This is a genomic window from Aeromonas sp. ZOR0001 (assembly GCF_000801015.1).
GTDB lineage: Bacteria > Pseudomonadota > Gammaproteobacteria > Enterobacterales > Aeromonadaceae > Aeromonas > Aeromonas veronii.
In genome coordinates this window covers 1-23,338 of the sequence record NZ_JRJY01000079.1, presented here as the reverse complement: position 1 = coordinate 23,338, position 23,338 = coordinate 1, and the positions used below count along the sequence as shown (strand labels likewise).

Genomic DNA, 23,338 nt, shown 5'->3' with positions numbered 1-23,338 from the left:
ACTTTATACAATATACAATTCTGTAACGCCCAATCGTGACCCGACCATGACCCCACCCTACAAGACCCGAACCCAGATGGTGATGGAAAACCTCCGTGGCCGGATCCTCCGTGGGGAGTTCCCCGCTGGCGCCCCCTTGCGTCAGGATGCCATTGCCAAAGAGCTGGCCGTGAGCCGCATTCCGGTGCGCGAAGCCCTGATGCAGCTGGAAGCGCAGGGGCTGGTGAAGTTCGAAGCCCATCGCGGCGCCGTGGTCACCATGCTGGACGCCTCGGCCATTGAAGAGCTCTTTTATTTGCGAGCGCTGCTGGAAGCCGATACCCTGTTTCACGCCGTCGACAAGATGACGGAAGCCACCTTCGCACAAGCGGAGGCGATCCTCGCCCAGTTTGATCACGCCCTGGAGTCAGGCACCCAGATCGAACATTGGGCCGAGTTGAACCACAGCTTTCACGCCACCCTCTATCAGGCAGCCGGTCGCCCCCAGGCACTTGAACTGATCGCCCAGATCAATCTGAGCTGTGACCGCTATGTCCGCTTCGAGCTGCTGTTTGCCAGCGACGGGGTGGACAAGGCGGAGCGTGAACACGCCCAATTGCTGGAACTGTGCCGCGCCCGGCGCAAGCACGAGGCGGTGGTGCTGCTCAGGCAACATATCGAAGCGGCGGGTCAGTCGATCAAGCGGATCCTGGCCAGCGGCCATAAAAACTGAACACTCATATAGCAACCATCTGGCACTAACGACATGAATAATTTCGAGATAATTGAAACCCGCGTCGCCCAAGTCAGGGCCGAGCTGGCCATGCAGGAGTTGGACGCCTTTATCGTCCCCCACGATGATGAGCACCTCGGCGAGTACATCCCCGCCTATGCCGAGCGGCTTGACTGGATCACCGGTTTCAACGGCTCTGCCGGGGTCGCCATCATCATGGCCCAGCGGGCAGCCCTCTTTGTCGATGGTCGCTATACGGTGCAGGCGCGGATGCAAACTCCCGCCGAACTGTTCGAATTCCTCCACCTCATTGAAAATCCTCATGTGCAGTGGCTGGCCGAACAGCTGCCGTCAGGCTCCCGGGTCGGCTTCGATGCCCGCCTGCACAGCCTGACCTGGTACAAGAATGCCAAGGCCGTGCTGGCTGATCGCGGTATCGAGCTGATCCGCGTCGAGCAGAACCCCATCGACCTGAACTGGAGCGATCGCCCGGAGCCGACCAAGAGCCCGGTCATCCTCTACAGCGAGGAGCTGGCGGGCCAGTCCAGCCAGTCCAAACGTGAACAGCTGGCAGCAGACCTGCGCAAGCGCGGGCTGGATGCGGTGCTGCTGACCCAGGCCGAGCCCATCAACTGGCTGCTCAACCTGCGCGGCCGCGACATCGACCGGCTGCCGGTGGTGCTGGGCTTTGCTGTGCTCTACGCCAACACCAGCATGGATTTCTTCGTCGATACCGACAAAATTGACTGCTTCGCCTTTACCCAACACGTTGGGCAGGATGTCTCCGTCTACCCAATCGACAAGCTGGGCGACGTGCTGCAACGCATCGGTGAAGATCAGCAGAAGGTGCTGGCCGATCCGGACAGCGCCAACGCCTGGACCCAGCTCGTCATGGAAGAGGCGGGCGCAATTCTGGTGGCAGGGCAAGACCCGACCATGCTGCCGAAAGCGTGCAAGAACGAGATCGAGCTGACCGGCATGCGTGCCGCTCACCTGCGCGATGGCGTGGCCATGACCCGCTTCCTCGCCTGGCTGGATCGGCTGGTCGCCTCCGGCGAGTTCGAGGGGGTGAATGAAGGCACCCTGGCCGATCAGGTGGAAGCGTTCCGCCGCGAGCAGGAGCACTACGTCGAGCCGAGCTTCGACACCATCTCCGCGCTAGGCCCCAACGCCGCCATGTGCCACTACCACCACACCAACGGCACCCCGCGCGCGTTTGGCCAGGACAGCCTCTATCTGCTGGACTCCGGCGCCCAGTATATGGATGGCACCACCGACATCACCCGCACCATCAAGGTGGGTGAGGTGAGCGACGAGCAGAAGGCGATGTTTACCCGGGTACTGCAGGGCCATATCGCGCTGGATCAGGCCCGCTTCCCCCGTGGCACCGCCGGTATCCAGCTCGACGTGCTGGCCCGCATGCCGCTGTGGCAGGCCGGTTACAACTATGACCATGGCACCGGTCACGGCGTCGGCCACTTCCTGAGTGTCCACGAAGGGCCCCAGCGCATCGCGCCGAAAGGGAGCATGGTCGCCCTGCAACCGGGCATGGTGCTCTCCAACGAGCCGGGCTACTACCGTGAAGATGGCTTCGGCATCCGTTGCGAAAACCTGGTAGTGGTGACCGAGCTGGAACAGGTTGGCGAGCTGCCGATGCTGGGCTTCGAGCGTCTGACCTACGTGCCGTTCGATACCCGCCTGATCGACCGCAGCCTGCTGAGCCCGGCCGAATTCCGCTGGATCAACGAATACCATGTCGAGGTGTTCCGCCGCCTGAGCCCGCTGCTCGAGGGCGAGGATCTCGCCTGGCTGGAGCAGGCAACCAGCCTCATCTGATGACACAGGGCCTGCGGGCCCTGTTTTTTATCCCCCCTTTTGACCTGTATCAACACCCAAAGCGAGCAGGTCAGGAGAATGGCGGCCATGAAAAGTCATCATGCCAGCCCAGCCCGGGGCTCACACGCCGCAGCCAGCAAAAAGGCGAGTGACCATCCCAGACTCATGCGCGAGCAGCAGACGGTCAGCGCCATGATCCGCCTCTACTGCCAGCACCATCATCAGGATCCCCATTGCCGCCACTGTCGCCAGTTGCGGGATTTCGCCCATCAGCGCCTGCGTCGCTGCCGTTATGGCCACGGCCACAAACCCACCTGTGCCAACTGCAATATCCACTGCTACGCCCCGGCGATGCGCAAACAGATCCAGCAGGTGATGAAGTGGAGCGGCCCGCGCATGTTGCTGCGCCACCCCTGGCTCACCCTCCGCCACCTGCTCGACGGCTTGCGCAAAGCCCCCAAACTGCCCCAGAGCCGCCCCCTGCCGCCATAACCGCCAATCCCTTGCATCCGGCAGGGGATGACCACTACCCTATGACTCCTTTTTTGCCGTTGACCCCAAGGTCAGCGGCGTTGCCGATCCGTTTGCTGCCAATGGAGTTCTGATGCACCACAACCCGCCCCTGCTACGCACCGCTACCCACAATGACATGCACGCCATCTGGCAGATCGATGCCAAGGTGTTTGGCGAAGATGTCTATCCCGCCTTCTTCTTCCGTCAGGCGATGGATTTGTGGCCCGAGTTGTTGTTGGTGGCCGAATACGAGGGGCAGCTGGTGGGGTATGTGCTGGGGGGATTCGGTCAGGAGCGGTCGCAAGGCTGGGTACTCTCGCTGGCGGTACTGCCCGAGGCGCGCGGTTTTGGTCTGGCCGAGCGAATGATGCGCCAGATGGAGGCCAACCAGCAGGCGCTGCAGATCAGCGAACTGCGGCTCACGGTCGATCCGGCCAATCCGGCCCAGCGCCTCTACTACCGGCTCGGTTACACATTGCAGGCGGAAGTAGCCGACTATTTCGGCCCCGGAGAAGACCGTCTGCTGCTGGTTAAAACCCTCTCCGGTACAGCTGCGATTCAAGGACAAAACCGGTTACAGAACGCATAATTGGTTACATTTTGCCGATTTCATGTGTGACGGGGTTGGAGTAAAGTTCACTCATCAACCGGATTGTTCAAATTACGTGCAGCCCAGGAGGCCCACCATGTTGAAGCGTATGACCCTTATTGCCCTGCTGGCAGCAACCACCATCACCGGATGCGCCAACAGTGACGTTTACTCTGGCGATGTTTACACCAAAGACCGCGCCAAACAGGTGCAGACCGTCAGCTACGGCACCATCATCTCCACCCGCCCGGTGAAGATCCAGGCCGATGAGAACTCCCTGATTGGCACCATTGGCGGCGCCGTAGTCGGTGGCCTGCTGGGCAGCACAGTCGGTGGCGGCACCGGACGCGACATCGCAGCCGCAGGCGGCGCCATCGCCGGTGCAGCGGCAGGTAACGCCATCGGCAACAAGATGAATCAGGTCGACGGCGTCGAGCTGGAGATCAAGAAAGAGAACGGCGAAGCCATCGTGGTCGTGCAGAAAGCCAGCCCCACCTTCACCCCGGGTGCTCGCGTGCGCATGACCCAGGGTAACGGCAGCATCAACGTGGCCGTCGTGAATTAAGCGTGTGAATTCAGGTTTCGTCACGCTCGAGCCATAAAAAAACCGCCGATCCCGGCGGTTTTTTGTTGTCTGGCATTCGGGATTACATGCTGTAAGCCTTCTCGCCGTGGGAGGTGACATCCAGCCCTTCCCGCTCAGCATCGCCGTTCACCCGCAGGCCCACCAGCATGTCGACCGCCTTGAAGGCAATCGCCGCCACGGCACCGGACCAGAGCAGGGTGACACCGACCCCGATGGCCTGGATCTTCACCTGAGTCAGGATGGAGTAACCCTCGGCAACCTGATTGGTGACATAATCCCACACCCCGGTGCCGCCCAGATCCGGGCTGGCAAAAACGCCGGTCAGCAGGGCGCCGAGAATGCCGCACACCCCGTGCACGCCAAAGACGTCCAGACTGTCATCGGCCCCCAGCAGGCGCTTGAGACCGTGGACACCCCACAGACCCGCCACGCCACTGATAAGACCCATCACCAGACCACCGCCAACTCCGACGAAACCGGCTGCCGGGGTGATCACCACCAGACCGGACACCGCACCGGATGCCGCACCCAGCAGGGAGGGACGCCCTTTCATCACCCACTCGGCCAGCGTCCATGAGAGAGCTGCCGCAGCCGGCGCCACCCAGGTGTTGATAAAGGCGAGTGCGGCAATACCATTGGCTTCCAGCGCGGAGCCCGCGTTGAAACCGAACCAGCCGAACCAGAGCAGGGAGGCGCCGATCATGGTCATGGTCAGGCTGTGGGGGGTCATGGGATCACGACCATAGCCCAGACGCTTGCCCACCAGATAGGCACCCACCAGACCCGCCACGGCAGCGTTGATGTGCACCACTGTGCCGCCTGCAAAGTCCAGCGCACCATGCTGGAACAGATAACCGGCCGTTGCAGTCGCGGTTGCTGCGGCTTCGGCGCTGGTATAGGCATCCGGACCAGCCCAGTACCACACCATATGAGCCAGCGGGATATAGGCGAAGGTGAACCAGATCACCGAGAAGAGCAGCACGGCGGCAAACTTGATACGCTCGGCGAACGCCCCCACGATAAGGCCGCAGGTGATGGCGGCAAAGGCCCCCTGGAACACCACATAGATCAGCTCGCTGATCCCGACACCCTTGCTGAAGGTGGCAGCGATGGAGTCAGGGGTCACCCCCTTGAGCAGCACCTTGCTGAAGGAGCCGTAGAAATTGCCCCCCTCGGTAAAGGCCAGCGAATAGCCGTAGATCACCCAGAGCACACAGATGAGGCAGAACAGGGTAAAGACCTGCATCAGCACGCTCAGCATGTTTTTGGCCCGCACCAGACCACCGTAGAAGAGGGCCAGACCGGGGATCGACATCAGGATCACCAGCGCCGCCGAGAGCAGCATCCAGGTGTTGTCACCCTTGTTGATTGTCATGGCGGCAACCGGCGCCACCGCTGCCTGTACCTGAGCGACCTCTTCGGCCCAACTTGGGGTAACCAGCAAGGCAGGCAACATCGTCAGACCCGCCATCATCCATTTTTTGACCATAGAGCACTCTCCTTCCCTGTCGTACCGGTACAAGACCGGCTCCGTTTCCCTGATTGAATCTGTGGCGAATCGCAAGGTGTTGCTGCAACCCGCCAGAATCACACCCGCGCCCGGCACGGGGATGTCTCTTGCCACTTCCTCATCACTGCGTCTGCCGCCGATGACCGCAAGAGACCGTCTGACATCTAAAAAGCATAAAGCGGGCCATAAATTTAAATCCTTTTAAATCATTGCATTAGAAAGATCATACATCATCAATGCACCAATTTGGAGCATGAGCTGCGCTAACCTGCCCAGGGGCGCCCTGTCGCAGGGCAGGCGATACTTCACGCACCAGAAGTGCGCAAACCCTGAGCCAGCCCACAAGCTGACGTCATCGATATCGCGCGCTGCGGGCCCGCTCGTTTACACTGACAGACCAGCCGTTTCCTGTTATCCGACCACGGCATGCCATTACGCAGCCCCTTGTTTGCAAGCTGATGGCAGGCCCAATCCGAGGAACACCATGCAGTTCGATCGTCTCGACATCAGCCTCTCCCACTACCGTCACCTCGACCGGGAGCATCGCGCCCACATCGCGCTGCTGGGGATAGTGATGCTGGCCATCATGGCCCTTCATCTGTTGCTGCTGCCCCACTTCCCCTACGAGCGCTTTTACGCCGTCAGCTTTGGCTTCGAGGTGATCAACTGGCTCACCATGCTGTTCCTGTTCTGGGTGGTGCAGTGCGCCCACCTGCCCACCCACACCTACCGCATGCTCTCCTGCGGTCTGATGTTGTGGATCATGGGAGCCACCGCCGACATCATGGATGAGCTGGTGGCTCAGCCACTCTGGCTCGCCATCTATGCCGAGGATCTGCTGCGCTCCAGCGGCATCCTGCTCAGCAGCATCGGCATCCTGAGCACCATGCACCACCTCTTCCACATCAATACCCAGCTCAGACAACAGGCACTGTTCGACGATCTGACCCGGTTGCCAAACCGGCGCTACTTTCATCAGCAGCTGTTTCTGGAACAGGGGATTTGCCACGCCCTCATCCTGCTGGATCTCGATCACTTCAAGCGGATCAATGACAACTACGGCCACGATATCGGGGATCGGGTGTTGCAACAGTTTGGCGAGCTGTTGCAACAGCACTGCCCGCCCGGTGCGCTGGCGGCCCGTGTCGGGGGTGAAGAGTTTGCCCTGCTGCTGCCCGTCGCCCACGAAGCCGAGCTGCAGCAACTGGCCAACACCCTGCTCACTGCGACCCGCAATATCGCCCCCGACCCGGCCCATACCATGACGGTCAGTCTGGGAGTGGGGATCCGCGAGCCCAAGGAACCGGCAGTCTCGCTGTTTAAACGGGTGGATCAGGCGCTTTATGGCGCCAAGGAGGCGGGCAGAAACTGCGCGATATGGGCGACGCCGACTAACAAGGAGACGTGAAGAGCTATCGGTGGATTGCCGATCACGGCGAAACATTGCTGCTGAAACAGGGGCCCAAGGGCCCCTGTTTCATAGGGAAAATCCCCTCACCTAAAAGCGGAAGGTAAGACCGATATTGGCCTGCCACTGGGTTACCAGCTCCCCGCGCACCTTGAACACGCACTGCTCCGGGTTGCAGAGAAACTGGTTGTTGTCGTTAACCAGCGAACCATAGCCGCGCACCTCGGCCCGCAAGGCCAGATGCTCGGCGAGGCGCGGTTGCACCCCGAGCGCCAGCGACATGGAAGGGGCCACCTCGCTGTCGTAGGCGGCAAAATGGGTCACCCCGATCCCGGCGCCGATATAGGGCGCCATCAGGTTGTCAGAGAGGGTCAAGGCACCGGAAAAGTGCAGGGTATCGACCGTCAGGCGATCCGGCTGGTCGGGAGAGAGGGTGGTGGACTGATGGCTGTAGAGCAGCTCGATCATGCCGGGATCATCCACCTCCTTGCTGATAAAGAAGCCCCAGCTGCCGGAGCCCTGTCCTTGCAGTGAATCAAACGATGCAGAAAGCGGCACCGGCTGCACCACCTCGTCACCCTTCTCGAAGTCGATGGCTGAGCTGTAGCCGAAAAACGGCGTCACCTGCCAACCGGATGTGGTCGCGGCCTCGCTACTCCAGGCCTGCCCCAGTGGCAGCAACAGCCCCATCATCGCTATCACGGCTCTTTTCATCATCATCCCCTGCTCCCTGTGTGATTGTGCAGAAAGCATACCAGAGGCGTCCTAGGCCCATCCTAAACGGCGGCTGTACCGGATCACTTTCATCGCGGGATTTCCCTCTCGCCTGAACCCTGCCGCACCGCCCCACTGGCGCCGCTATGCCCCCCTGCCACTATTCATCGACGGTTAACCTCTGCCACGTATGCTGGCGCCAAATCGGGTCATCGGGGCCCGTTATCACCACTCAAAAGGACATCAGGGAATGGTTGCCGCGCAACTTCACGACCCCCAAACCACCCTCGCGGATACCCTGCGGGCCACCGCGCACGCCATCGACGAAAGCCACATCAGCCTGCGCCAGATGCTGGAGCTGGTGGGCGAACAGGGCATGCTGCTGTTTTGCGTGCTGCTCACCGTCCCCTTTCTGTTGCCGGTCTCCATCCCCGGTGTCAGCACCCCGTTTGGCCTGCTGATCCTTTTTATCGGTATAGGCATCACCCTCAACCGGGTGCCCTGGCTACCTGCCATGCTGATGGAGCGCCGCTTCGCCGCCGACCAGCTCAAGCCGACCCTGCACAAGGGGGCGGATCTGCTGGCCCGGGTCGATCGCGTTATCCGCCCGCGCCTGCTGGTGCTGACCGGCAGCAACACGGTCAACCGCTGCAACGGCCTGCTGATCATGCTGGCCGCCCTGCTGCTGATGCTGCCCCTGGGCGCCATCCCCTTCACCAACGCCATGCCTGCCTGGGCCATCCTGCTGCTGGCCACCGGCATGTTGCAGCGGGACGGTCTGTTCGTCGCCAGCGGCTATCTGCTGGTAAGCGCAACCCTGGTCTGGTTCAGCGTGCTGGCCATCGGCTTGCTGATGGCGGGCCAGAGCGCCACCGGCCTGCTCGGCTAACCCCGATGCACAGAAAAAGGGCGACCAGATGGTCGCCCTTTTTGATTTGTGCGGGATACCGCCCGGTCAAAGCAGATCGTAGATAAGGGCCGAGATGGCAAGCAGCCCCATCACCAACACAAAAAGGGTACTCGGCCCGCGATAACGCTTGAGTGCGGGCAAGCGATAGATAGAGCAGGCCGGCAGCAGAAACAGGATCACCGCGATCAGCGGGCCACTGACGCGCTCGATGATGTCGAGCACGTTGGGGTTCAGATAGGTGATGACGGCGGTCACCATAAACAGGATCACCGATGACACCCGGGCGATGGTCGACTCCTTGAGAGAGAGGCCCAGCCCCTGACAGGCACCGCTCACCATGCTCACCGTCCCCTCGCTCACCCCCATGGAGGTGCCGAGGAAGGATTTGGACATGGCCAGAATGGCGATAAGCGGCCCCACATAGGCGATCAGCGGATTGGAGAACTTGTTCGCCAGCGCCGACAGCACGGAGATATTGTCGGTGCGGGCCAGCGCCATCTCAGCCTGACTCAGACTCATCACGCAGCTCACCACGAAAAAGAGCACGCTGCCGCAAATCAGCATACTGCTGCACTTGATGATCCGCTTGGCGCGCAGGTCAGCACTCTCCTGACAACGCTTTTTCTGCGCCGCGCTGAAGGAAGAAATAATGGGCGCATGGCTGAAGGAGAAGACCATTACCGGCACGATCAGCCAGAGGGATTTCCAGAACGCCGGATCACGCCAGTCCACCGCTTGACTCTCGCTGAAATAGGAGAGGCTCCACTGGGGCAGCAGATAGATGGAGAGGCCAATCAGAAAGGCGACCATCGGCAGTGCCAGCACGCTGATGGCCGACACCACGATCTGTTTGCCGGCCAGCAGCACCAGATGCAGGCCCAGCATCACCCCCAGCACCAGCAAGCCGCGCGGAAGCTCGGCGTCCCCCAGCTGGTGAACAACGAAGCTCTGGATCGCGTTGGTGATGGAGATGCTGTAGACCAGAATGATGGGGTAGAAGGCCATCAGATAGACCAGCATCAACAGTTTTCCCGCCTTGGCACCGAAGTGCTCCTCCACCACATGGGTGATATCCCCCTCCTTGTGGGAGCTGGAGAGCACAAAGCGGCTCAATGCCCGGTGGGAATAATAAGAGAGCGGAAAAGCCAGCAATAAAATAAATAGCAAAATAACCGGAGAATTACTGCCAACAGTAATAGGGAGAAATAACGTACCGGCACCGACAGCAGTGGCATATAGGCCCATGGTCCATACCGAATCGCTTTTCTCCCATTTCAATTTTGAAACAGGGTTACTCTTTTCAGCAATAGAAACACTCATTGCAATATATACCTTATTAGTCTGTCATCATTATTTTTATTGGCCCGAATAACAGGCTGGAGATATGTCTTTGCATATCGCCATGCACATGAAAAAACAACGCCGCCAGCGGCCAACAGGGCCACCGGAGAGAAACGGAGCTGCCACGCTACCATCGTTGAAATCGCTATCCGGGTCAAGGTTAATAATTCATGACTGTTTGAATCGGAATGTTTCAAAAGACAACAGGATGTATCACATTCGTCACCCAAAACCAGATTCACGCCTGTTTGATAACATACCGATAAAACCTCATGCTGTTGCCCAACAACACAAATAAGACCAGCGTTCAGGCCAATAATATTAACACCTTAAGCTGTGGAATATGAGTTAAATAATACGGCCAACTTTTCTACTAATTGACAGTGATGTCAGCCAATTTATTCAGGGTAAAAGCGCAGGCTATTTCCCACTGCGACCGGGGTGGCATTCTCAACCTGCCGGGCAGTGCGCCACCCGGTTACGGCCTGCCCGCTTGGCCCGATAGAGCCACTCGTCGGCCCGGGCCAGCGCCTGATTGATCTCCTCCTCCGGCTGCACCAGGGTTGTGCCCAGACTGACCGTGATGGCGACCGGATCGGCAGGCAGCGCTTCGACGGCGGCGCGGATCTGTTCCGCCATCTGCTGCAAACCGGCTTCATCGATCCGCGGCAGCAGGATCAGAAACTCCTCGCCACCGCTGCGTACAAAGAGATCGTCCGCCCGCAACAGGGCATCGATACAACTACTGAAGCGCTGCAAGGCCCGATCTCCCTGCTGATGGCCGTAGTGATCGTTGATCTGCTTGAAGTGATCGATGTCGAGCATGATAAGACCGCAGGGGGCCTCCCCTGCCCGCAACGGCTGGCAGTGCTCGAAGAAGAACCGGCGGTTATGGAGGCCAGTCAGCTGGTCGGTTTCACTCTGGCGCAGCAGTCGCTGCTGCAACTCGTACTGGCGGGTGATATTGCGGGTCACCCAGGCCACCGCCCGCTTGCCGTCATAGAGAGAGGGCAGCGGCGCAATCTTGCCCTCGAAACGCTGTATCCCTTGCGGCCCGGCGGCGGCATTGATCCCCCCCACCTCGGCTGCTGAGAGCTCATACTCCACCACTCGCACCTGACCGCTCGCCAGCGATTCGGCTACCTGCGCCTTGACCCATATGGCCATCTCGGGTGGCAGCACATCGGCCAGCTGCTTGCCCGCCAGCGGATTACCATCGTGATAGGATTGCTGCTCTATGCCGCCGATATATTCCACGTAATAGCCATCTTCACTGAGGATAAAGACGGGATCTGGCAGCTGGGCCATCACTTCATAAAGCTGGGTTACCGAAAGCGCCACGGAGACTCCTGTACTTCAACGTCAAACAGGGGGGAGATATTCTGCCTCAAGAGGACTCACTCGCCCTCATCGGCAGCGCAGAAAAATCTGCGGCCACAGCCAACAATCCTTTACATCTAGCAGCCCGCCAGCCTCTCGGCCACCACAGGTGGCCAGCGCGTTGCTACTCCCGCCACTACGCTCGCTCACGGCGGCGAAAGCCCCCTCACCCGGTCGCGCATATCCCATTGTTTCAACTCACAAGTTCATTTACGCTGGCCGTCCTGAGTCCAGTTTTCACCTCATCAGCCATCAGGGAGCCAGCCACCCGCAACCGCAGGGGCTGTACCACGGAAAAGGAATCGCCAGATGAAAAACGCCATCGTTACCGCCCGCTTCGACGCTATCAGCACCGAAGGGGAACAGCTCACCCTCAAGATCGCCATCAAGGCCCCCGAGCCGGATCCCAAGTCCGCCAGCGGTGACTGGCGCTGCAAGGTGAAGCTGGCAGGGCTGAGCGACAAGACCTTTATCTACGGCATCGACAGCCTGCAGGCCCTGAGCCTCGCCATCAAGTTTGTCGAAACCGAACTGCGCGCTTTCTCCGATGCGGGCTGGCAGTTCTATCTGCCCAATTGCCCCGATCACCCCATCGACATGAGCGCCTGCTACTTCCCGGCGCTCTAGCCCGGCCCATCCAAGGAGACCAGATGCACGGACCCGATCCCGCCAATCCCCACCCCATGAACGGCTTTCCCCAGGTGTGCTTTATCAAGAACACCATCAAGGGGCCCAATATCGAGGTGGGTGACTACACCTATTACGACGACCCGGAGGATTCGGCGGGCTTCGAGCGCAACGTCCTCTACCACTTCCCCTTCATCGGCGACAAGCTCATCATCGGCAAGTTCTGCGCCATCGCCCGCGGGGTGAAGTTCATCATGAACGGCGCCAACCACCAGACCTCCGGCTTCTCCACCTACCCCTTCTTTATCTTCGGCAATGGCTGGGAGCATGCCGCACCCACCCCGGGCAGCCTCCCCTACAAGGGCGATACCGTCATCGGCAACGATGTCTGGATTGGCTATGACGCTCTGATCATGCCGGGGGTCAAGGTAGGCAACGGTGCCATCATCGCCGCCCGCTCTGTGGTCACCGGTGACGTGCCCGCCTACGCCGTGGTCGGCGGCAACCCCGCCAAGGTGATCCGCTACCGCTTCGACGACGACACCATCGCCCGTCTCAACGCCATCGCCTGGTGGGACTGGCCGGTGGAGCAGTTCAGCCGCAACCTGCCGCTTATCAGCGGCGGCGAGATAGCCGCGCTGGCAGCGGCAACCCCATAGAGACAACCTGTAAACCAAGCGAGATCGTAGAAACAACAAAGGGCGCCTTGTCGGCGCCCTTTGGCTTGATGGATATCGCTGAAGCCTGTTGGCCTGGACTGGTAATCAACCCGTATTACGCATACCTGCGGCAATACCGGCGATGGTGACCATCAGCGCCTTGTCCAGCTCGGGGTGCAGGGTCTCCGGGTGGTTGCGGGAGCGGTTGAGCAGCTCGGCCTGCAGCACGTTGAGCGGGTCAGTGTAGGGGTTGCGCAGCTTGATGGACTCCTTGATCCAGGGCTGATCCTCCAGCAGATCCCCGCGCGGGCTCAGTTTCAGCACCACCTCGATCGATTCGGCGAGCTCCTGACGCAGCTGTTTGCCAAGGCCCCACAGCTCCTGCGGCACCAGACGGGTGTCGTAGTACTCGGCAAGCCAGACGTCCGCCTTGAGGAACACCATCTCCAGCATCTCAAGGCGAGTGCGGAAGAAGGGCCACTGGGCGCTCATCTCTTCCAGCACGGCCAGCTTGCCGCCATCGATGGCCTGTTGCAGCGCCTTGTGGGCACCGAGCCAGGCCGGCAGCATCAGGCGGTTCTGGGTCCAGGCGAAGATCCACGGAATGGCGCGCAGGCTCTCGACGCCGCCATTGGGCTTGCGCTTGGAGGGACGGGAGCCGAGCGGCAGCTTGCCGAGCTCCATCTCCGGGGTAGCGGCACGGAAGTAAGGGACGAAGTCCGGATGACCGCGCACGATACTGCGGTAGTGATCGCAGGAGTCGGCGGCCAGCTGTTCCATCACCTCGCGCCAGCACTCTTTAGGCTTGGGCGGCGGTAGCAGGTTCCCTTCCAGCACGGCGCTGGTGTAGAGCTCCAGACTCTTGATCGCCACTTTCGGCAGACCGAACTTGAAGCGAATCATCTCCCCCTGTTCAGTGGTACGCAGACCGCCGCGCAGGGATCCCGGCGGCTGGGAGAGGATCGCCTGATGGGCAGGCGCACCACCACGACCGACGGTACCGCCACGGCCATGGAACAGGGTGAGGCGAATATTGTTGGCTTCGGCAAGTCCCACCAGGGATTCCATGGCGGCGTACTGGGCCCAGCCTGCGGCCATCATGCCCGCATCCTTGGCAGAGTCGGAGTAACCGATCATCACGAACTGACGGCCCTGAATGTAGCCGCGATACCAGTCCACCGAGAGCAGACGCTCCATCACGGCGGTGCCTGCCATCAGGTCATCCTGGGTTTCAAACAGCGGAGCGACCGGCATGCGGAACTTGCAGCCTGCCTCTTTGAGCAGCAGTTGCACCGACAGCACGTCGGACGGCGCACCGGCCATGGAGATGATGTAGATACCGAACGCATCGGGGTCGTGCTGGGCGATGACCTGACAGGTATCCAGCGTCTCGCGCACCTCGGCGCTCGGCTCCCAGTCGTGGGGAATGAGCGGGCGGCGGGAGTTCAGTTCGTTGAGCAAGAAGGCCTGCTTGTCATCTTCACTCCACTCGGCGTAGTCACCCAGACCCAGATAGCGGGTCAGCTCGGAGAAGACCAGCCCGTGACGTTCGCCATCCTGACGGATATCCAGCTTGACCAGATGGATGCCGAAACAGGCGACCTTGCGCAGCACGTCCAGCAGCATGCCATCGGCGATGTTGCCCATGCCGCAGGCGTGCAGTGAGTGGTAGCAGAGCTCCAGCGGCTCGCGCAGCTGGGCGGTAGTCTTGACCAGATCCTGGCTCTCGCTAGCCTGGCCTTGCACCTTGGCGGTGAGGTGCTCCTTGGTTTCGCGCAGCGCTTCACGCAGCTCGCGCACCAGCGCACGGTAGGGCTCGGGGTGATCGCCAACGCGAGCGCGCACGGCGTCGGTACAGTCGGACATGGAGAGCTCGGAGGTAAGCTCCTTGATGTCTTTGTAGAACAGGCTCACCGCCATCCAGCGACCCAGCTCCAGCACTTCGGCAGTCACCTTGGCGGTGACGAAGGGGTTGCCGTCACGGTCACCGCCCATCCAGGAGGTGAACTTGACCGGCGCGGCATCCAGCGGTAGCCGCACACCCAGATGGTGTTGCAGACGCTCGTCCAGATTGCGCATGAATTCAGGAATGGCTGGCCACAGGCTGTTCTCCACCACGGCGAAGCCCCACTTGGCCTCGTCGACCGGAGTCGGGCGCTGTTCGCGGATCTCGTTGGTGTGCCACGCCTGATTGATGAGCTGCTCGATGCGATTGAGGATCTTGTCCCGCTCGCGGGGCAGCAGGTCGGAGAGCTCCAGCGCCTCGAGGCAGTCGTTGAGCTGCACATGCTTGTGGATCAGGGTGCGACGGGTCACCTCGGTGGGGTGAGCGGTCAGCACCAGATCGATATCCAGCTCGCGCACGGCCTGAATGATGGCCTCTTGCGACAGGTTGGACGCTTTCAGTTTGTCGAACATCTGCTCCAGCGGATCCGGGGTACAGACCTGCTCTTCGCAGCGACGGGAGATGGTGTGGAACTGTTCCGCCACGTTGGCCAGATTGAGGAACTGGCTGAAGGCGCGGGCCACCGGCAGCAGTTCATCATCGCTCAGGGTGCGCAGGGTATCGAGCAGACGTTCCCGGTCTGATTCATTGCCCTTGCGGGAGGACTTGGCCAATTGGCGAATGGTTTCGATCTTGTCGAGAAAGGCCTGACCCTGATGATCCTTGATGGATTTACCCAGCAGCTGACCCAGCATACCTACGTTGGCGCGTAGTGCGGCGTACTTTTCGTTCATTCCACATCCTTATCTTGTTGGTGCCTGACACCCATCCGGGGTGCTAGACGACCTCACTTATTGTTGTGCGATTACAACATATGCTCCGTCATCTTAGGGTGACAATCTACCCAGATTGTCTGCGCAAGGTCAAATAACAGGCCGATTCAGAACATGTATTTCCCTCACCACTCCACAACCGGCTTGTTATGTAACTTACTTACAGTTTTTACGCCCCTTTCACCGCCGCCGCTACAGGCAAAAACGTCTGATCAGGTGTTGCAACACCGAGGTGGTCGGCTTGACGAAGGAGAGGTCTAGATACTCATCCGGCTGGTGCGCCTGGGTGATATGACCGGGCCCCATCACTATGGTCTCGCAGCCAAGCTGCTGGATAAACGGCGCCTCGGTGCAGTAGTTGACCGACTCGGCGGCGCGACCGCTCGCCTTCTCAGCTTCGCGCACCAGCAGAGAGTCGTCGGCGCAGGCGTAGGCGGGAATAGGCTCGTGCAGATGTTGCAGATGCAGGCAGCCCGGCTGGTGGATCTCGATGGGTGACAGCGCCTCTTTGAGCATCCCCATCAACTCATCCGGCCCCACCTGCGGAGTGGGTCGCAGGTCGATATGCAGCTCGCAGCAGCCGCAGATGCGGTTCGGGCTGTCGCCGCCCTGAATATAACCCAGGTTAAGGGTCGGCTGCGGCACGGCAAAGCGGTGGTCGGCGTAGCGATCTTTCAGATCCTGCTGCAAGCGCAGCACCTGCCCCATCGCCTTGTGCATGATCTCCATGGCGTTGACGCCGTTGGCGGGATCCGAGCTGTGACCGCTCTTGCCGGTAATACGGATCGCCTCCGACATATGTCCCTTGTGGGCCACCACAGGCACCAGCCCGGTCGGCTCGCCAATCACGGCGTAGTCGGGTTTCAGCTCGGCCGCCGCGGCGATGGCGCGGGCCCCCGCCATGGTGGTCTCTTCGTCGGCGGTAGCGAGGATACGCAGCGGCTTGGTCAGCTTGGTGAGGTCAATATCTTTGAGCGCCTCCACGATAAAGGCGAAGAAGCCCTTCATATCGATGGTGCCGAGGCCATAGAGACGGTTGCCCTCTTCGGTCACCTTGAAGGGATCCTTGCTCCACCCCCCCTCATCGAACGGCACCGTATCTGTGTGGCCCGCCAGCAGCAAGCCACCCTCCCCCTGACCGATCGTCGCCACCAGATTGAACTTGCCCGGCAGTTCGGGGAGCGCCGTCACCTCGCACTGAAAACCGAGCTGACCGAACCAGTCGGCCAGCAGCCGGATCACAGCCTCGTTGCTCTGATCCCACTTGGGATCCGTGCTGCTGATAGAGGGAATCGCAATAATATTCTTATAAAGTGAAAAAAAATCCAGATTGGCCATCAGCTCCTCCTTGCGTCCCCGGAATGTTTCTGTTAGAAAATACAAATGCAAAGTGAGTGCATGAATATTCTGTAATTTTACCTGAATATCTGGCTCATCAACAAAGGCTTCTAGTTGTAAGGGAAAGTTAATGTTCTGTCACCTGATCTATAACCGACGACACACACCCGCCTGAATTGCCCCTCCGCACTTGTGCAAAGGGGCGCTCGAACACCCTTGTGCACTGCAGCGTCATGCTGTGAATCTCGAACTCTGACTTGGAATATTCAACATGCTTAACACCGTTATCGTCGGTGCCAGTGGCTACGCGGGAGCCGAACTGGCCGCACTGGTACAGAACCATCCACAACTCAAGCTGTTCGGCCTCTATGTCTCCGCCGGCAGTCAGGATGCCCACAAGCGCTTCTCTTCCCTGCATCCCCAGTGGGTCGGAGCCCTCGATCAGCCGCTGTTGCCGCTGGACGACGACGGCATGACCCGGATCCTGACCCAGGCCGATCTGGTGCTGCTGGCCACCGCCCACGAGGTGAGCGCCGAGCTGGCACCCAAGTTTCTCGCCAAGGGGCTGCCGGTGTTCGATCTCTCCGGCGCCTTCCGGGTCAAGGATCAGGGCTTTTACGACAGCTTCTACGGCTTCACCCACGACAGCGAGCAGTGGCTGGATCAGGCCGTCTATGGCCTGGCGGAGTGGAACGCCGATGCCATCGCCAGCGCCCAGCTGATTGCCGTGCCCGGTTGCTACCCGACCGCATCGCTGTGCGCCCTCAAGCCGCTGCAGCAGGATGGCCTGATTGCCAAGGGGTGGCAGCCCATCATCAACGCCGTCTCCGGGGTCTCCGGCGCCGGGCGCAAGGCCGCCATCAACACCAGCTTCTGCGAAGTGAGCCTCAATCCCTACGGCACCTTCAATCACAGACACCAGCCGGAGATCAGCCATCACCTCGGCAAGGAGGTGCTGTTCCAGCCCCACCTTGGCAACTATGTGCGCGGCATTCTGGCCACCATCTATGTGCAGCTGGCGGACGGCGTCACCCCCACTCAGGTGGATCAGGCCTTCCTCAAGGCTTATGAAGGCAAGCCGCTGGTGCGCCTCACCGGCCAGATGCCATCCATTCGCGGCGTCGTGGGCACCCCTTACTGCGACATTGCCTGGCAACAGCAGGGCAACATGCTGGTGGTGGTCTCTGCCATCGACAACCTGCTCAAGGGCGCCGCCTCGCAAGCCATTCAGTGCATAAATATCAAATTTGGATTTGAACCGGCCACCGGCCTGATTTAAGGACTTAGGAAGGATCTCGGACATGGACAAACAGACGTTGGTAATCAAGCTGGGCGGCGCCCTTATCGAGAACGACGAGGCGCTGACCGCCCTGTTCGCCACCCTCAAAACCTTTCTCGACGATCAGCACCGTCCGCTGGTGCTGGTGCACGGCGGTGGCTGTCTGGTGGATGACCTGCTCAAGGGGCTGGGTCTCACCTCCACCAAGAAGAATGGCCTGCGGGTAACCCCGTTCGAGCAGATCCCCTTTATTGCCGGGGCGCTGGCAGGGACGGCCAACAAGCAGATGATGGCCAAGGCAATCGCCACCGGTATTCCGGCGGTGGGGCTCTGCCTCGCCGACGGCGGCCTCTGTCAGGTGACCCAGCTCGACCCGGATCTCGGCGCGGTCGGCGAGTGCAAGCCGGGCAACCCTGCGCTGGTGGCGGGCATCCTCGGTCAGGGCTTCCTGCCGGTAGTGAGCTCCATCGGCATCACCGCCGAGGGGCAGCTGATGAACGTCAATGCGGATCAGGCAGCCACCGCCATTGCCGAGGCGCTCGGTGCCGATCTGGTGATGCTCTCCGACGTGAGCGGCATCCTTGATGGCAAGGGCAAGCTGGTGCCCCAGCTCGACAAGCTGACCGCGCTGGATTTGATGGAGAAAGGGGTGATCCGCGATGGTATGGCGGTCAAGGTAGAAGCGGCCCTGCACGCCGCCGAGACCCTCGGCAAGCCGGTCTGTGTCGCCAGCTGGCGCTACCCGGATCAGCTGCTCAAGCTGCTGGCTGGCGGCGCGGTCGGCACCCAGGTAGCTATTTGATCTCCACCGGAACAAGGAACATCCGATGCAACATCTTCTGAAAGACAGTGATCTGAACAAAGCCCAGATTGAAGCGCTGATTGCGCTGGGCAAAGCGGTCAAGGCCGACCCGAAGAAGTACAGCCAGGCGCTGGCCGGCAAGAGCGTGGTCACCCTGTTCGAGAAACCCTCCCTGCGCACCCGGGTCACTTTCGACATCGGCATCGCCAAGCTGGGCGGCCACAGCGTCTATCTGGATCAGCAGAACGGCGCGCTGGGCAAGCGGGAGTCGGTGAAGGATTTCGCCGCCAACCTGTCCCGCTGGTGTGATGCCATTGTCGCCCGGGTGTTCGATCACCAGACCTTGGTCGAGCTGGCGGAGCACGGCACAGTGCCGGTGGTGAACAGCCTGTGCAACCTCTACCACCCCTGTCAGGGGCTGGCCGACTTTATGACCATTGCCGAGCACTACGACGACCTGTCGAAGGTGAAGCTTGCCTACCTCGGTGATGGCAACAACGTCAGCCACTCTCTGCTGCTGCTGGGGGCGACTCTGGGCACCGACGTCACCCTGATCTGCCCGAAAGGCCACGGCCCGGATACCCAGATCTTCCTGCAAGCGCAGGCGCTGGCGGCCAAGTCGGGGGCAACCATCCACATCAGCGATGACGTGGCGGATATCGAAGGGTTTGACGTGGCCTACACAGATACCTGGGTCTCCATGGGCGACAATACCCCGATGGAGCAGGTCAAAGACCTCTTTATGCCTTACCAGATCAACCAGGCCCTGCTCGACCGCACCGGCATCCAGCACGTGCTGCATTGCCAACCGGCGCACCGGGAGCTGGAGATCACCTCGCAGGTGATGGATGGCCCCGCCTCCCTCATCATGGACGAGGCCGAAAACCGGATGCATATCCAGAACGCCGTGTTGCTGACCCTTCTCGGCGGCAAGTAACGCGGCACTCAACCTGAATCACGACCCTTTTATTGAATCATCATCGAATCATCACGGAGAGAAGTAACATGAGCGGAATCAACAAGATCGTACTGGCTTACTCGGGTGGACTGGATACCTCGGCCATCATTCCCTGGCTGAAAGAGCACTATGACGCCGAAATCATCGCCTTTGTGGCCGACGTCGGTCAGGAGCGCGACGATCTGGAAGGGATCGAGCAGAAGGCGATCGCCTCCGGCGCCACCAAGTGCATCATCAAGGATCTGCGGGAAGAGTTCGTCAAAGAGTACGTCTACCCGACCCTGAAGACCGGCGCCGTCTATGAGGGCACCTATCTGCTGGGCACCTCCATGGCACGTCCGGTGATCGCCAAGGCGATGGTCGAAGCGGCGCTGGCGGAAGGGGCCGATGCCATCTCCCACGGTTGCACCGGCAAGGGTAACGATCAGGTGCGTTTCGAAGGCGCGGTCGCCGCGCTGGCGCCCCAGCTGAAAGTGATCGCCCCGTGGCGGATCTGGGACATGCGCTCCCGGGAAGACCTGCTCTCCTATCTGGAGACCCGCAACATCCCCTGCAAGGCGACCCTGAAGAAGATCTACAGCCGCGACGCCAACGCCTGGCACATCTCCACCGAGGGTGGCGAGCTGGAGAGCACCTGGAACGAGCCCTCTGAAGCGGTCTGGCAGTGGACCGTACCGGCCGAACAGGCACCGGATCAGCCGGAGTACGTCAAGCTGACCGTGGCGCAGGGTGAAGTGGTGGCCGTTGACGACCAGCCGCTCAGCCCGCACCAGATCCTGATGACCCTGAACGAGCGTGCCGGCAAGCACGGCGTGGGCCGCATCGACATCACCGAAAACCGGATGGTGGGGATGAAGTCCCGCGGCTGCTACGAGACCCCGGGCGGTACCGTGATGGTCGCCGCGCTGCGCGCCGTGGAAGAGCTGGTACTGGATCGCCCGACCCGCGCCTGGCGGGAGAAGCTGGGTGCCGAGTTCTCCCATCTGGTCTATGACGGCCGCTGGTTCACCCCGCTGTGCAAAGCGATCCTCGCCTCTGCCAACGCCATCGCCGAAGATCTGGATGGTGAAGTGGTGCTGAAGATGTACAAGGGTCAGGTCACCGCTGTGCAGAAGAAGTCGCCGAACAGCCTCTACTCCGAAGATTTCGCCACCTTCGGCGCCGATGAAGTGTATGACCAGAGCCATGCCGAAGGCTTTATCCGTCTCTACACCCTGGCCAGCCGGATCCGCGCCATGAAGGAGCAGCATCAAGCCATCGGTGGCGACCACACCCACGGTTAAGCAAGCGCGATAACCCGTTGATTCCGTTGAGGGGGCATGGCCCCCTCTTCTACAGGCAGAGGGCATAGCCCCTGACCCATCATCGGCGGGTGTGACAAAAGCGGCAGCGCCCCGGCCGCTTCTGTGAGATAACAGGGGCTGTGTGAATATGATGCTGACGTATTTTCTCCCTTCTCCCCTTGCGGGAGAAGGGGCGGGGATGAGGGGGGAATTACCCTCACCCTAGCCCTCTCCCAGAGGGAGAGGGAACCGATTCGCAGTTGCTGGATTTGACGTGTTCAACGGCAACAGCACTCATCACCACCGCACTGTTATTCAGGAAAATACAGGGCAAGATTTCTGCGCGCAGGCCAAGAGGCCGCGCGAGTACGGCAGGCGTAAACGCCTACCGACAACGCATTCAAGGAGAGCAGTATGGCACTTTGGGGTGGACGCTTCAGTCAGGGAGCCGATAGCCGGTTCAAGCAGTTCAACGATTCGCTGCGGTTCGATTACCGCTTGGCGGAGCAGGATATTCAGGGCTCCATGGCCTGGGCCAAAGCGCTGGTGAAAGTGGGCGTATTGACCGCCGATGAGCAGGGCAAACTGCAACAGGCGATGGAGGTGCTGCTCGCCTCGGTGCAGCAGGATCCCCGGCAGATCCTGAGTTCGGACGCCGAAGATATCCACTCCTGGGTCGAGAGCGCGCTTATTGCCGCCGTCGGCGATCTCGGCAAGAAGCTGCACACCGGCCGCTCGCGCAACGATCAGGTCGCCACCGACCTGAAACTCTGGTGCAAGGCACAGGGCGAGCTGCTGCTCGGCTCCATTACCGCCCTGCAACAGGGGCTGGTGGCCTCCGCCCGCGCCAATCAGGCGGCGGTGCTGCCGGGTTACACCCACCTGCAGCGGGCCCAGCCGGTCACCTACGCCCACTGGGCGCTGGCCTATGTGGAGATGCTGGAGCGGGACTACTCCCGCCTGCAGGATGCGCTGAAGCGCCTCGACACCAGCCCGCTCGGCTGCGGCGCGCTGGCAGGCACTGCCTATGCCATCGACCGTGAAGCGCTGGCGCTCGACATGGGCTTTAGCGGCGCCACCCGCAACAGTCTGGATTCGGTCTCCGATCGGGATCACGTGGTAGAGCTGATGCACGTGGCGTCCCTCTCCATGACCCACCTGTCGCGCTTTGCCGAAGACCTCATCTTCTACAACACCGGCGAGGCGGGCTTTGTCGAGCTCTCCGATGCAGTGACCTCCGGCTCGTCGCTGATGCCGCAAAAGAAGAACCCCGATGCGCTGGAGCTGATCCGCGGCAAGACCGGCCGGGTGGTCGGCGCCCAGATGGGCATGTTGATGAGCCTCAAGGCGCTGCCACTGGCCTACAACAAGGACATGCAGGAAGACAAGGAAGGGCTGTTCGATGCCCTCGACACCTGGCACGACTGTCTCGACATGGCGGCGCTGGTGCTGATCGATCTGAAGGTCAATGGCGAGCGCACCATGGCAGCGGCCCAAGGCGGCTACGCCAACGCCACCGAGCTGGCGGACTATCTGGTAGCCAAGGGGATCCCGTTCCGTGAAGCGCACCATATCGTCGGCGAAACCGTGGTATTCGCCATCAGCATGGGCAAACCGCTGGAGGAGCTCTCCATCGGCGAGTTCCAGCGCTTCAGCCCGGTGATCGAGTTCGACGTCTACCCCAATCTGGAGCTGGAAGCGACCCTGGCCAAGCGGGTCGCCAAAGGCGGCGTCGCCCGGGAGCAGGTAGAAGCAGCCCTGACTGCCGCCGAAGCTTGGCTGGCCAAGCGGGTGGGTTAATCCACGGTAATAGTCATCCGAAATAGAAAGAAAAACGGCAACCTCGGTTGCCGTTTTGTTCTTTATGCAGCTGTAGATTGACCACACTCTGGGCAAAATTTCATCGTTGTATCAGTTAGTATTGTTTCGCATTTACTGCAAGTAAGAGAGCTTAATTTCTTCCTCAACATGGCAACATGTATCACACACGGAATTGTCACTTTATAAGCAGGTCCAGCTAGGTCAACTGCAGCCCAAACCCCTGAGATGACCCAACCAATAGGACCTGTTAGGGTAATCCCCCCATTTTTTGGAGCACTCAAAAGTAGAGGTCAT

The 23,338-nt window shown here is 60.6% G+C and carries 20 protein-coding genes; 14 read left to right on the top strand and 6 right to left on the bottom strand.

Annotation, left to right across the window (positions count from 1 at the left end):
• Positions 1-46: 46 nt before the first annotated feature.
• The 5 genes from L972_RS09770 (at position 47) to L972_RS09750 (ending at position 4,215) form a co-directional block, all read left to right on the top strand.
• Positions 47-712, top strand: coding sequence for a GntR family transcriptional regulator (locus L972_RS09770; RefSeq protein WP_005340138.1), 666 nt, complete (start codon positions 47-49; stop codon positions 710-712).
• Between the two features lie 33 nt (positions 713-745).
• Positions 746-2,548, top strand: a complete 1,803-nt coding sequence (locus L972_RS09765) for an aminopeptidase P family protein (protein WP_047437868.1) — start codon at positions 746-748, stop codon at positions 2,546-2,548.
• Between the two features lie 87 nt (positions 2,549-2,635).
• Positions 2,636-3,040, top strand: coding sequence for a nitrous oxide-stimulated promoter family protein (locus L972_RS09760; protein ID WP_005356534.1), 405 nt, complete (start codon positions 2,636-2,638; stop codon positions 3,038-3,040).
• A gap of 112 nt (positions 3,041-3,152) precedes the next feature.
• Positions 3,153-3,650, top strand: a complete 498-nt coding sequence (locus tag L972_RS09755; protein WP_005340127.1) for a GNAT family N-acetyltransferase — start codon at positions 3,153-3,155, stop codon at positions 3,648-3,650.
• Positions 3,651-3,747: 97 nt separating this feature from the next.
• On the top strand, positions 3,748-4,215 hold the full coding sequence (locus L972_RS09750; RefSeq protein ID WP_005340126.1) for a glycine zipper 2TM domain-containing protein: 468 nt from the start codon (positions 3,748-3,750) through the stop codon (positions 4,213-4,215).
• Between the two features lie 82 nt (positions 4,216-4,297).
• Here the strand turns inward: L972_RS09750 and amt are convergent, their stop codons facing one another.
• Positions 4,298-5,725 (bottom strand): ammonium transporter, encoded by a 1,428-nt coding sequence (amt, locus tag L972_RS09745; protein ID WP_005355035.1) that lies wholly within the window; start codon positions 5,723-5,725, stop codon positions 4,298-4,300.
• 505 nt (positions 5,726-6,230) lie between these two features.
• Between amt and L972_RS09740 the strand changes: the two genes are divergently transcribed.
• On the top strand, positions 6,231-7,154 hold the full coding sequence (locus tag L972_RS09740; protein ID WP_047437866.1) for a GGDEF domain-containing protein: 924 nt from the start codon (positions 6,231-6,233) through the stop codon (positions 7,152-7,154).
• Positions 7,155-7,244: 90 nt separating this feature from the next.
• Here L972_RS09740 and L972_RS09735 read toward each other — a convergent pair whose 3' ends face one another.
• A complete protein-coding gene (locus tag L972_RS09735; protein ID WP_047437903.1) occupies positions 7,245-7,868 on the bottom strand; it encodes an outer membrane beta-barrel protein in 624 nt (207 codons plus the stop codon).
• Between the two features lie 250 nt (positions 7,869-8,118).
• Between L972_RS09735 and L972_RS09730 the strand changes: the two genes are divergently transcribed.
• Complete coding sequence (locus tag L972_RS09730; RefSeq protein ID WP_047437864.1) at positions 8,119-8,757, top strand: exopolysaccharide biosynthesis protein; 639 nt, start codon at positions 8,119-8,121, stop codon at positions 8,755-8,757.
• Positions 8,758-8,823: 66 nt separating this feature from the next.
• Here the strand turns inward: L972_RS09730 and L972_RS09725 are convergent, their stop codons facing one another.
• Both L972_RS09725 and L972_RS09720 read right to left on the bottom strand, forming a co-directional pair.
• Positions 8,824-10,098 carry an amino acid permease gene (locus tag L972_RS09725; protein WP_005340121.1) on the bottom strand — a complete coding sequence of 425 codons (1,275 nt, stop codon included), beginning with the start codon at positions 10,096-10,098 and terminating at the stop codon, positions 8,824-8,826.
• A 471-nt stretch (positions 10,099-10,569) separates the two neighbouring features.
• On the bottom strand, positions 10,570-11,460 hold the full coding sequence (locus L972_RS09720) for a sensor domain-containing diguanylate cyclase (RefSeq protein ID WP_047437861.1): 891 nt from the start codon (positions 11,458-11,460) through the stop codon (positions 10,570-10,572).
• 348 nt (positions 11,461-11,808) lie between these two features.
• Between L972_RS09720 and L972_RS09715 the strand changes: the two genes are divergently transcribed.
• Both L972_RS09715 and L972_RS09710 read left to right on the top strand, forming a co-directional pair.
• Positions 11,809-12,126 carry a DUF6968 family protein gene (locus tag L972_RS09715; RefSeq protein WP_005355042.1) on the top strand — a complete coding sequence of 106 codons (318 nt, stop codon included), beginning with the start codon at positions 11,809-11,811 and terminating at the stop codon, positions 12,124-12,126.
• Between the two features lie 23 nt (positions 12,127-12,149).
• A complete protein-coding gene (locus tag L972_RS09710; RefSeq protein WP_047437860.1) occupies positions 12,150-12,785 on the top strand; it encodes a Vat family streptogramin A O-acetyltransferase in 636 nt (211 codons plus the stop codon).
• A 105-nt stretch (positions 12,786-12,890) separates the two neighbouring features.
• Here the strand turns inward: L972_RS09710 and ppc are convergent, their stop codons facing one another.
• Both ppc and argE read right to left on the bottom strand, forming a co-directional pair.
• Positions 12,891-15,524: a phosphoenolpyruvate carboxylase gene (gene ppc, locus L972_RS09705; RefSeq protein ID WP_047437858.1), complete on the bottom strand. Its 2,634-nt coding sequence runs from the start codon at positions 15,522-15,524 to the stop codon at positions 12,891-12,893.
• Positions 15,525-15,755: 231 nt separating this feature from the next.
• Positions 15,756-16,901, bottom strand: a complete 1,146-nt coding sequence (gene argE / locus L972_RS09700) for an acetylornithine deacetylase (RefSeq protein WP_047437856.1) — start codon at positions 16,899-16,901, stop codon at positions 15,756-15,758.
• Between the two features lie 271 nt (positions 16,902-17,172).
• Here argE and argC point away from each other — a divergent pair, with 271 nt between their 5' ends.
• The 5 genes from argC (at position 17,173) to argH (ending at position 23,023) form a co-directional block, all read left to right on the top strand.
• Positions 17,173-18,180, top strand: a complete 1,008-nt coding sequence (gene argC / locus L972_RS09695) for an N-acetyl-gamma-glutamyl-phosphate reductase (protein WP_047437854.1) — start codon at positions 17,173-17,175, stop codon at positions 18,178-18,180.
• Between the two features lie 22 nt (positions 18,181-18,202).
• A complete protein-coding gene (gene argB, locus L972_RS09690) occupies positions 18,203-18,982 on the top strand; it encodes an acetylglutamate kinase (protein ID WP_005336097.1) in 780 nt (259 codons plus the stop codon).
• 25 nt (positions 18,983-19,007) lie between these two features.
• A complete protein-coding gene (locus L972_RS09685) occupies positions 19,008-19,919 on the top strand; it encodes an ornithine carbamoyltransferase (RefSeq protein WP_033135648.1) in 912 nt (303 codons plus the stop codon).
• Positions 19,920-19,987: 68 nt separating this feature from the next.
• Complete coding sequence (locus L972_RS09680; protein WP_033115910.1) at positions 19,988-21,223, top strand: argininosuccinate synthase; 1,236 nt, start codon at positions 19,988-19,990, stop codon at positions 21,221-21,223.
• Positions 21,224-21,637: 414 nt separating this feature from the next.
• Entirely contained in the window at positions 21,638-23,023 is a 1,386-nt protein-coding gene (argH, locus tag L972_RS09675) for an argininosuccinate lyase (protein WP_047437849.1), read from the top strand.
• The last annotated feature ends 315 nt before the right edge of the window (positions 23,024-23,338 follow it).

What these genes read in the sequence shown, in the direction of transcription:
- argE (WP_047437856.1), bottom strand. Translation starts at nt 16,901, where the DNA reads ATGGCCAATCTGGATTTTTTTTCACTTTATAAGAATATTATTGCGATT.
- L972_RS09755 (WP_005340127.1), top strand. Translation starts at nt 3,153, where the DNA reads ATGCACCACAACCCGCCCCTGCTACGCACCGCTACCCACAATGACATG.
- L972_RS09725 (WP_005340121.1), bottom strand. Translation starts at nt 10,098, where the DNA reads ATGAGTGTTTCTATTGCTGAAAAGAGTAACCCTGTTTCAAAATTGAAA.
- L972_RS09770 (WP_005340138.1), top strand. Translation starts at nt 47, where the DNA reads ATGACCCCACCCTACAAGACCCGAACCCAGATGGTGATGGAAAACCTC.
- L972_RS09760 (WP_005356534.1), top strand. Translation starts at nt 2,636, where the DNA reads ATGAAAAGTCATCATGCCAGCCCAGCCCGGGGCTCACACGCCGCAGCC.
- L972_RS09685 (WP_033135648.1), top strand. Translation starts at nt 19,008, where the DNA reads ATGCAACATCTTCTGAAAGACAGTGATCTGAACAAAGCCCAGATTGAA.
- argB (WP_005336097.1), top strand. Translation starts at nt 18,203, where the DNA reads ATGGACAAACAGACGTTGGTAATCAAGCTGGGCGGCGCCCTTATCGAG.
- L972_RS09765 (WP_047437868.1), top strand. Translation starts at nt 746, where the DNA reads ATGAATAATTTCGAGATAATTGAAACCCGCGTCGCCCAAGTCAGGGCC.
- L972_RS09735 (WP_047437903.1), bottom strand. Translation starts at nt 7,868, where the DNA reads ATGAAAAGAGCCGTGATAGCGATGATGGGGCTGTTGCTGCCACTGGGG.
- L972_RS09750 (WP_005340126.1), top strand. Translation starts at nt 3,748, where the DNA reads ATGTTGAAGCGTATGACCCTTATTGCCCTGCTGGCAGCAACCACCATC.
- amt (WP_005355035.1), bottom strand. Translation starts at nt 5,725, where the DNA reads ATGGTCAAAAAATGGATGATGGCGGGTCTGACGATGTTGCCTGCCTTG.
- L972_RS09715 (WP_005355042.1), top strand. Translation starts at nt 11,809, where the DNA reads ATGAAAAACGCCATCGTTACCGCCCGCTTCGACGCTATCAGCACCGAA.
- L972_RS09710 (WP_047437860.1), top strand. Translation starts at nt 12,150, where the DNA reads ATGCACGGACCCGATCCCGCCAATCCCCACCCCATGAACGGCTTTCCC.
- L972_RS09680 (WP_033115910.1), top strand. Translation starts at nt 19,988, where the DNA reads ATGAGCGGAATCAACAAGATCGTACTGGCTTACTCGGGTGGACTGGAT.
- argH (WP_047437849.1), top strand. Translation starts at nt 21,638, where the DNA reads ATGGCACTTTGGGGTGGACGCTTCAGTCAGGGAGCCGATAGCCGGTTC.
- ppc (WP_047437858.1), bottom strand. Translation starts at nt 15,524, where the DNA reads ATGAACGAAAAGTACGCCGCACTACGCGCCAACGTAGGTATGCTGGGT.
- L972_RS09740 (WP_047437866.1), top strand. Translation starts at nt 6,231, where the DNA reads ATGCAGTTCGATCGTCTCGACATCAGCCTCTCCCACTACCGTCACCTC.
- argC (WP_047437854.1), top strand. Translation starts at nt 17,173, where the DNA reads ATGCTTAACACCGTTATCGTCGGTGCCAGTGGCTACGCGGGAGCCGAA.
- L972_RS09730 (WP_047437864.1), top strand. Translation starts at nt 8,119, where the DNA reads ATGGTTGCCGCGCAACTTCACGACCCCCAAACCACCCTCGCGGATACC.